Origin of the sequence: Dolichospermum sp. LEGE 00246 (assembly GCF_015207865.1) — a bacterium.
GTDB classification, from domain to species: Bacteria; Cyanobacteriota; Cyanobacteriia; order Cyanobacteriales; family Nostocaceae; genus Dolichospermum; species Dolichospermum heterosporum.
Genome location: NZ_JADEWA010000245.1, coordinates 1 through 8130, shown reverse-complemented (window position 1 = coordinate 8130; position 8130 = coordinate 1). Strand labels below are relative to the sequence as shown.

General features: G+C 41.3%; 6 protein-coding genes. 2 read left to right on the top strand and 4 right to left on the bottom strand.

Annotated elements, in window-relative coordinates; translation table 11 throughout:
* Positions 1 to 136: 136 nt before the first annotated feature.
* From IQ228_RS15965 to rimO, 3 genes are all read right to left on the bottom strand, one after another.
* On the bottom strand, positions 137 to 1012 hold the full coding sequence (locus IQ228_RS15965) for a bile acid:sodium symporter family protein (protein ID WP_193963514.1): 876 nt from the start codon (positions 1010 to 1012) through the stop codon (positions 137 to 139).
* 451 nt (positions 1013 to 1463) lie between these two features.
* Positions 1464 to 3023 carry a DEAD/DEAH box helicase gene (locus IQ228_RS15960; protein WP_193963513.1) on the bottom strand — a complete coding sequence of 520 codons (1560 nt, stop codon included), beginning with the start codon at positions 3021 to 3023 and terminating at the stop codon, positions 1464 to 1466.
* A 65-nt stretch (positions 3024 to 3088) separates the two neighbouring features.
* Positions 3089 to 4444 (bottom strand): 30S ribosomal protein S12 methylthiotransferase RimO, encoded by a 1356-nt coding sequence (gene rimO / locus IQ228_RS15955; RefSeq protein ID WP_027404571.1) that lies wholly within the window; start codon positions 4442 to 4444, stop codon positions 3089 to 3091.
* A 922-nt stretch (positions 4445 to 5366) separates the two neighbouring features.
* On the opposite strand from rimO, the gene btpA reads away from it, so the two are divergent.
* Complete coding sequence (gene btpA, locus IQ228_RS15950) at positions 5367 to 6179, top strand: photosystem I biogenesis protein BtpA (protein WP_193963512.1); 813 nt, start codon at positions 5367 to 5369, stop codon at positions 6177 to 6179.
* Between the two features lie 251 nt (positions 6180 to 6430).
* Positions 6431 to 7420, top strand: coding sequence for a vitamin K epoxide reductase family protein (locus IQ228_RS15945; RefSeq protein WP_027404572.1), 990 nt, complete (start codon positions 6431 to 6433; stop codon positions 7418 to 7420).
* Positions 7421 to 7717: 297 nt separating this feature from the next.
* Here the strand turns inward: IQ228_RS15945 and IQ228_RS15940 are convergent.
* The coding region (locus IQ228_RS15940) for a tetratricopeptide repeat protein (RefSeq protein WP_193963511.1) at positions 7718 to 8130 on the bottom strand (413 nt) is incomplete at its 5' end.

Below are 8130 nucleotides of genomic sequence, written 5' to 3'. Positions count from 1 at the left end.
GGGTTAGGGTGGGGTAAAAAATATTTGATACATCAACCATAACTTTTAAAACACCCTCTAAGTAGCCATCATGAACTTCATACACCAGGACACATGAAAAAAACTTCTTATTCCCCTCCTCGCTTGCGGGGAGGGGTTAGGGGTGGGGTCTTATTTTCATGTCAGGTTGTTTCTCTAATTTGCGTTTATTCCAAATTGAGTAAAAACCACCTAGAACTGCTCCTACAATTACATAAGCTATGATTGTGGGAATTACTTGTTGTTGTACGTCATTCAAAATAGCGATAAACAAGGCTAATCCGACATTACGAGCAATACAGGAAATTGCTAAAATTGGTTGTGTATCATCATTATAATCTCCTAAACTGTGTCCTATTGCTAGGGAAACAATTATCATGATGGTAATCACAACCATTGGTAATCCCCAAACTTTAAAAAATAGGGGAATCCCTAAAATACCAGCCAAAACAACCAGCAGTAATAAAAGAATATCAGCAATAAAATTTAAAGGTTGGGCGATATTTTCGGCAAATTTAGGAGTAAATCTTTGCAGCAACAGACCGATACTGACAGGCAACAACTGTACCATGATCACCTGTCTAGCGACTTCTAAAATTGTCACTTTTTCTACAAGATGCTGAAATAGGCTGAAAAAAATGCCCAAGGTGACGGGAGTAACGCAGACTGCAAGTATGGCGAGGGTTAATTGAAGACTGGCTGCGTAACAGAATCTGCCTCCAGCCTTTTGCGCTCTTTTTGTGGTCAGAGGCGCACCTGGAGAAGCCGCTAACAAGGCTAATCCTGTGATTACTTCGGGGGGTAAGTTAAACAGTTTTAGCAGGACAATAACCACTAAAGGAACTAGCACGACAACGGCTAAAAGCGCGCGGAGTAGTAAAGCCGGTTTTCGCCACAGGGAGAGCATTTCTTCAAAACAGAGATTGCTGCCTATGGCTAACATTAGAGAAAAAATCGTGATTTTAACGAAAATCAGCAATAAAGGATGGTGCATGGCTTTCACTACATAACTTGCTCCCTAGAAAGATATGAAACGAAATAAAGCGATCGCCAGGATTTAAAAAGCGGTTAAAACCTCATGAGTCGCTTTCCTCTCAGCACTAAGGGACTTCCAATTAAAAAAATCCCCAAAAGTTTCTTGTGTTGCGGGCATCTTGCCCGCTAATTACCAAGGACAGGCAGGATGCCCATCCCACAAAATTGGGTAATTTATTTTTTGGTGATCCCTAAAGTGACTGAGTTTCCCACTTACCACGAGGTCTTATGATATCTCTAAACACAACCCCCTATTACTATCTCTGGTAATAAGCTTTATTGCTGTAAATATTTTTGTCCAATTACTTAATAAAGCCACCTTCAAGCCCGCAGGTTTTAATCTGTAGGTGAAAGTGGCTTTAAAAATCAGCTTATTAACAGGTTGTTATGGCGATGCACTGACAACCCATCTATTCTCTACCTGTCGGTAAACCTAACTTTTGGTTACTAGGACTAGGAGAAGATTCATGGTGAGTGATTTTCAACTTGGGTTTAGGACTACCGCCACCGCTGCTGCGTCTGTCGTCGTTGCCTTTACCTTCTTTTGACCAAGAGGAACGACCACTGCGACCACCACTGGAACTGCGTTCACGTTCGCCACTATCACCACGTTTGTTGATTCTGGGTTTGGGAGTTGGGCTTTCCTCAACGGGTAGGTCTACTCCTGATAGTAACCAAGCGGGGCGGGTTTGATCGTAGGCGATTTGTAAAGCAGCAGCAGCGATCGCATGAGCATCATATTCCTCAATCATTTCGCTGATAATTGGCAAGAAGGAAGCTAACCGTTCCCCAGTTAAAGCTTCAGCAACTTGTCCTCTTAACTTCTGAATATGTTGGGCTTCAATCTGTGCCTTGGTAGGAATAGACAGAATTTGCCAAGTTTGACGGTTATGGCGTTCAAATGCCTGTTGTTTGCGGCGTTCAAATGCCTGAACTAAGGAAATTGCCGTTCCTTCTTTTCCAGCCCGACCAGTCCGACCAATCCGGTGAACATAAGTTTCCACGCTATCGGGTAAATCAAAGTTGATCACGTGGGATAGTTGGTCAACATCCAAACCACGCGCTGCAATATCAGTAGCTACCACCCAACGTACTTGACGGTTACGGAAACGGATTAATAGGCGTTCCCGGGCTTGTTGGGACAAATCACCATGATATTCATCCACACTATGACCAGCAGATTGTAATTGACTGGTTAATTCTGCAGCTGTGCGGCGGGTGCGAACAAAGATTAAAGCTGTTTCTGGATCTTCCATTTCCAGAATTGGTTGTAAAGCTTTAGCTTTTGTCCAATGACGGGGAATCATGTAAGCCACTTGATTGATTTTATTCGGTGCGGCTTTGGGTTGTTCAACGGTGACAGTTACCGGTGAATTCAAAAATTTATTTACCAACATCCGAATTGACGGTGGCATTGTCGCTGAGAATAAGGCTGTTTGTCTTTCTTCAGGTGCTTGAGAAAGAATTCTCTCTACATCGTCAATGAAGCCCATGCTTAACATTTCATCAGCTTCATCTAAGACAAACCATCTGACTTGATCTAATTTTAAGTTACCACGATCTAGTAAGTCTATGACCCGTCCTGGTGTACCAACAACGACTTGCGCCCCACGTCTGAGTTGCATAATTTGGCGGTCAATTGATTGACCACCATAAATAGCCGCTGCTTTCAAGTAACTGTTACCAATAAATTGGGAAATAGCCGCATGAACTTGAATTGCTAACTCACGGGTTGGGGTTAAAACTATTGCTTGTACAGCTTTTAAGTTGGGATCTAGTTTTTCTAAAATTGGTAGAGAAAAAGCTGCGGTTTTACCTGTTCCTGTTTGGGATTGACCAACTACATCCCGACCATTTAATAGTTGAGGAATTGCTTGGGTTTGAATATTTGTAGGTTCAGAAAAACCCATGTTTGCTAACAGTTCAGCCCGTTCTTGGGAAATGCCTAATTCTTGAAATGATAAATTCATTAACGCTCCTAGATTTGATTGTAAATTTTGAACTTGTGAGCCGATACTTATTTGTAAATTAAGTCTTATACAACAGCAGATAGCAGATAGGAAGATAATCTATCACTATTGATAACTTGACCATAGAGGTCATACTCATCGGCACTTTGAATTGCTACTTTGACGATGGTTCCTAGCCTAGCCTCTCCTTTAACATAGACTTGACCATCAACTTCGGGAGAAAATCTGCCGGAACGACCGATTAATTCTCCACCTTCAGGATTTTCTTGCTCAATCAGGACATCAACTATTTTGCCGATTTCCTGTTGATTTTTCTGGAAGGAAATTGGCTGTTGTAATTCCATTAGTTGATTACGGCGTTCCGTCATCACTTCTGCGGGAATTTGATTGGGTAGATTGTAGGCGGGAGTTCCTTCTTCTGGTGAGAAGGTGAAGACACCAACATGATCAAATTTATGTCGTTGGGTAAACTCTAATAAATGTTGAAAATGCTCTTGAGTTTCTCCAGGAAAACCAACTATAAATGTGGTTCTGAACACTGCTGATGGTAGGGCGATTTTCAGCCGTTCCATAATCCCATCATTGATTTGCCCTTGCCAAGGACGATTCATGGCCCGGAGAATTTCTGGATGGGAATGCTGTAGAGGCAAATCCAAATATGGTAAACAGTTGGGGGTTTCTTGGATGGCAGCAATTACATCCGGTGTGAGTCCAGTGGGATAGGCGTAGTGCATCCTAATCCAAGGGATATCTACTTTGCCTAATGCCCGTAGCAATTCGGCTAATTTGGGTTTCCCGTAAATATCTAAGCCGTAATTGGTGGTGATTTGGGAAATGAGAATTATTTCTTTGACACCTTGACTTGCCAGTTGTTGGGCTTCGGCGACTATTGATTCAATGGTACGCGATCGCTGGTTTCCTCGCAAATGGGGAATAATACAAAATGCACACCGATAATCACAGCCTTCTGCCACCCGTAGGTAAGCTACCCCTTCAGTGGTTGTCCGATAACGGGGTGTGGTTTCATCGGCAATATAGGTAGGTTCGGCAGTAATTTCTTTAACTCGCTCTCCCTGTTCTACTCGCTCGATGACATCAACGATTTTGTGATAATCGCCTGTCCCTACTACCGCTACTGCTTCCGGCAATTCTTCCAATAATTGTTCTTGAAAGTGTTGCGCCATGCAGCCAGTAATGACGATTTTTTTATTGGCTTCCGCTAGTTCTACTAGGGTTCTTACTGATTCCTGTCGAGCCGCTTCAATAAAACTACAGGTATTGACAATTACGTAATCTGCTAATTCTTCGTTACTATCTACACCATAGCCTGCATTTACTAGCAGCCCTAGCATATGTTCTGTATCAATTCGATTTTTCTCGCAGCCCAGGTGAGAAATGGCAATCGTTGGCTTTTCAACCATATTTTGAATAGATCTTCCGTTTTTCCTTGTTAATTAACATTCAAGCGTTGGGTTAGGAATATACAATCACCAAAAGACAGCAGGTAAATGAAGCACGAAACTTCAATCAAAAATCAATCGGGTTTTACTCGGTGATTTCTGACTGGGCGCAGTCCCTGCGCCCCTACCTCCTGAATTCTGTTGTCTTTTCCACCCAACTACCCGCTACTAATTACCAGATTTAACCTATATAACTAGCAACTTTAACTAGTAAAAGCCAAATTACGACCTTCAGCTATCATGTTGATAGGATCATGGCATGATACTTCTACTAATTTGTTTCCCAGGGTAATCTCAAGTGTCTTTGGGTAAGTCCGACACTCATTATATTTTTAACGATTCGCTTAATGGTATTTTGCATTACCGCAGCGTGGGCGTTGTTAATTTACCCGTTGGGAAGCCGACCAAGAGGTCTGTTGTGAGAAGCCGCTACCCAACTGGGGAAATCGCATTGGCGACTACGCCTATCAAGCAGTAATGCTACTCGGACATTTGCAATTAAATGCCGGGAAGCTGCCTTGCATCTTGTGAGTGGCAAACTCCTCTTGTCATTAGATTCTATCTTAACATATCTTATGGAAGGTTGAAAGTTAATTTATATCTTCAGGAGGAGGCAATAATTTGACCATGAAAAAGGCGGGTTCATGGGCAGGGAGATGGGAAAAATTACTAAATTACCCATTCCTAATCATCCATTCCCTGTTTTCTGTTCCCTAAAGCAACTTATATTATTAGTATAAAAGGCAGAAGGCTGTAATGCCTAGAGAATCTGCATTTTTTTGTGTGATTCTTCCTGTCTAGTTATTGATGCCATTTTGTTACCCCCTCGTCTGGAGAGTGGGGATAGACAATAACTCCAGACTGTGACAAGTAAATTAAAGACGTGGACTTACATCAGTTATTTAAAACCCGAACACCAATTATTGGCGTAGTACATCTGCTCCCTCTTCCGACTTCAGCCCGTTGGGGAGGTAGTCTCAAAGCAGTGATTGACCGCGCCGAACAAGAAGCCACAGCCCTTGCCAGTGGAGGTGTAGATGGGATTATCGTTGAGAATTTTTTTGATGCCCCATTTACGAAAAATCAAGTTGACCCCGCAGTTGTGAGTGCTATGACTGTGGTTGTGCAACGCATCCAGAATTTGGTGACTGTGCCTTTGGGCTTAAATGTCTTACGTAATGATGGTAGAAGTGCGATCGCTATTGCTAGTTGTGTTAATGCCCAATTTGTCAGAATTAATGTTCTTACGGGTGTGATGGCAACGGATCAAGGTTTAATTGAAGGGGAAGCTCATCAATTATTACGATATCGTCGGGAATTAGGATCTGATGTGAAAATTTTTGCTGATGTTTTGGTCAAACACGCCCGTCCTTTGAGTTCTCCTAATCTGACGGTTGCTGTTAAAGATACTATTGAAAGAGGTTTGGCTGATGCGGTAATTTTATCTGGTTGGGCTACTGGTAGTCCTCCTGACCAAGAGGATTTGGAACTAGCTAGTGCTGCGGCGGCTGGTACTCCCGTTTTTATCGGTAGTGGTGCAAGTTGGGGCAATGTGGGTACTTTGTTACAAGCCGCAGATGGGGTGATTGTTTCTAGTTCTCTCAAACGTCATGGTCAAATTCAGCAACCCATAGATCCGATTCGCGTCAGTCAATTTGTAGAAGCTGCCCGCAGACCTCTATTGTCTAAACTATGATTCTTTTGATTTTCTTGATTAGAAATTGTCTAAACTATGATTCTTTTGATTTTCTTGATTAGAAATTGTCTAAACTATGATTCTTTTGATTTTCTTGATTAGAAATTGTCTAAACTATGATTCTTTTGATTTTCTTGATTTAGATGATTAGGAGGATCTTGAGATTCTTGTCACCAATTACCAATTACCAATTACCAATTACCAATTACCCATTACCAATTACCCATTACCCATTACCCATTACCAATATTATGATTCGTCGTCGTTCTACTCCTTGGATTCATAAATGGTCGCGTTCGGCGATCGCAACTATTGCTGGTTTTGGTATCCTAAATACAGGTTATCTCACCTATGAAAAGCTGACTGGCAGCACTCCGGTTTGTACTACCCCAGAAAATGTTAAAGGTTGTGTGGATGTCCTTTCTAGTCCTTGGGCTACGGTTTTAGGTCAACCATTACCTGTATTTGGTCTATTGGCATACATGGGGATGTTGATATTGGCTTTAGCTCCCTTAGCATTGAACGCAGGGGAAAATCACAAAAGTCAGAAACAACTAGAAAATTTAACTTGGTGGTTGCTGTTTGTGGGAGCGATCGCTATGTCAGTTTTCAGTGGATACTTAATGTATGTCCTGGCATTTCAACTCAAAGCTATTTGTCTGTACTGTATTGCCTCTGCCTTGTTTGCATTAACTATGTTAGTGTTAACCATCATGGGTAGAGACTGGGAAGACATCGGACAACTTTTATTTACGGCTGTGATTGTGGCAATGGTGACGCTAATTGGGACTTTAGGAATTTATTCTCAAGTAAATCCATCAGGTAACATTACTGAATCAAATGATGGTAAACCAACAGCAATTACCTTTACTCCTAAAGAACAACCCAATCCTCAATTTGGCTGGGAAATTACCACTAAATCTGGTGCAGCCGAAATAGCCCTAGCCCAACATCTTGTCAAATCTGGTGCTAAGGAATATGTAGCCTATTGGTGTCCCCACTGTCACGAACAAAAGCTACTTTTTGGTAAAGAGGCTTATCAAATCATTAATGATAATTCTAAGGTAGAGTGCGCTGGCGATAGTCCCAATGTTAAACCAGAATTATGTAAAGCTGCAAAAATTGAAGGTTTCCCCACTTGGATTATTAATGGTAAAAGTTATAGCGGAGTCCAGACTTTAGAGGAACTAGGAAAGATCACTGGTTACACAGGTCCGAGAAACTTTAAATATTTCCGCTAGAGATTAAGACTAAGGAATGTAAATTAAATAAACTGCAAAAGTCAAAAAGTAGGGTGTGTTAGCGACAGCGTAGCGCACCATTCCACATCAGAATTAATTGCAGGTTATTAAATTTGCGTTCCTAAATCCAAAAAATCATTAATCAAGCATCGAGAGTAGTGGGTTAGCATTGCGCTTTACCCCTACTGGATATTTATGTATGTAAATCATTCACAAAACCTCCTTTTTGTCAAGCCGCAAGGCATCCCGGATATTTATTGCGGAAAAATTGGGTTTAAAGCCCCGGTAGTATGTAAATTAGTTGTCTATTTCACTCGAATAACCCACAGTCCCCCTGATTTGGGTTTTTTTTAATTTCTCTTTTTCAACTTTCTCAACTTGCCGGGGAGCTTCCGCCGCTGTAAATAATATTATGGCTTCATCAAAATTGATCTGACTATTTTTAAAGTCACCCATTTTCTGATATGTTAAACCTAGTTGAAAGTAAGCTTCTGCTAAATCACATCTGTTACTGCTAATTTTATAAAATATTTCTATTGATTGTGAATGTTTGAAAAGTGCTTCTTCAAAATTATCTTGGATTCGATAAAGTTCTGCTAAACCAGTTAAAATCTTAGCTACAAGGGGATTATAGTGAGAATTGTAGTTAAGTTCCTTAGCAGATTCTATCCATCCATAGGAACTTTCTTTTTGAGAGAATTCTATCGCTG

What these genes read in the sequence shown, in the direction of transcription:
- IQ228_RS15965 (WP_193963514.1), bottom strand. Translation starts at nt 1,012, where the DNA reads ATGCACCATCCTTTATTGCTGATTTTCGTTAAAATCACGATTTTTTCT.
- IQ228_RS15960 (WP_193963513.1), bottom strand. Translation starts at nt 3,023, where the DNA reads ATGAATTTATCATTTCAAGAATTAGGCATTTCCCAAGAACGGGCTGAA.
- rimO (WP_027404571.1), bottom strand. Translation starts at nt 4,444, where the DNA reads ATGGTTGAAAAGCCAACGATTGCCATTTCTCACCTGGGCTGCGAGAAA.
- IQ228_RS15945 (WP_027404572.1), top strand. Translation starts at nt 6,431, where the DNA reads ATGATTCGTCGTCGTTCTACTCCTTGGATTCATAAATGGTCGCGTTCG.